This window comes from Clostridium tarantellae, assembly GCF_009295725.1.
GTDB classification, from domain to species: Bacteria; Bacillota; Clostridia; order Clostridiales; family Clostridiaceae; genus Sarcina; species Sarcina tarantellae.
In genome coordinates this window covers 1-659 of sequence record NZ_WHJC01000601.1, presented here as the reverse complement: position 1 = coordinate 659, position 659 = coordinate 1, and the positions used below count along the sequence as shown (strand labels likewise).

The following is a 659-nucleotide window of genomic DNA, read 5'->3' as shown; positions in this document are numbered from 1 at the left end:
AATAGGTGCTAATAGTTCAGACTTCCAAAGGAAAATGCAGGATGTAACAAGACAATTAAAGGTTACTCAAAGTGAATTTAAGTTAGCTAGTGAATCAGCTAAATTATTTGGTAATTCCACAGATCAGCTAAAGGCAAAGCAAGGTGAGTTAGAAAATAAATTAAAAGGGCAACATACTATTTTAAAAATGCAAGGAGATAGTATAAAAAATATTACTAAAGATATTAAAGCCTATAAAGATGCCAATGAGGATTTAGCAAAAAAAATTAAAGAAACGGAAAAGGAAGAAAAGGAAGCAGTAAAAACCTATGGTAAAGGTTCAAAGGAAGTTAAAGTTCTTAATGATAAACTTAAAACCTTAAAAGAACAATATGCCCAAAATGAAAGAGCCATAGGAACTTGTAATAAAAAAATAGATAATCAAAAAATTAAAATGAATGAAGCAAAGATTTCCATTGAAAGAACTAAAAAAGCCATTGAAGAAAATAATAAGGCTCTTGAAAAAATGGGAGATAAATTTTTAAAGGCAGGAGAAAAGGCAGAAAAGATTTCTGATAAAATGAAGCCAGTATCTTTAGGCATAGTAGGAGTTGGTACTGTAGCAGGTAAAATGGCTATTGATTTTGAAGATAGCATGGCTAAGGTTTCTACCATAGCAG

Annotated in this window: 1 pseudogene; it reads left to right on the top strand. The window is 30.5% G+C overall.

What is annotated here, in order from left to right:
* A pseudogene (locus tag GBZ86_RS19050) lies at positions 1-659 on the top strand (phage tail tape measure protein); the annotation flags it as partial.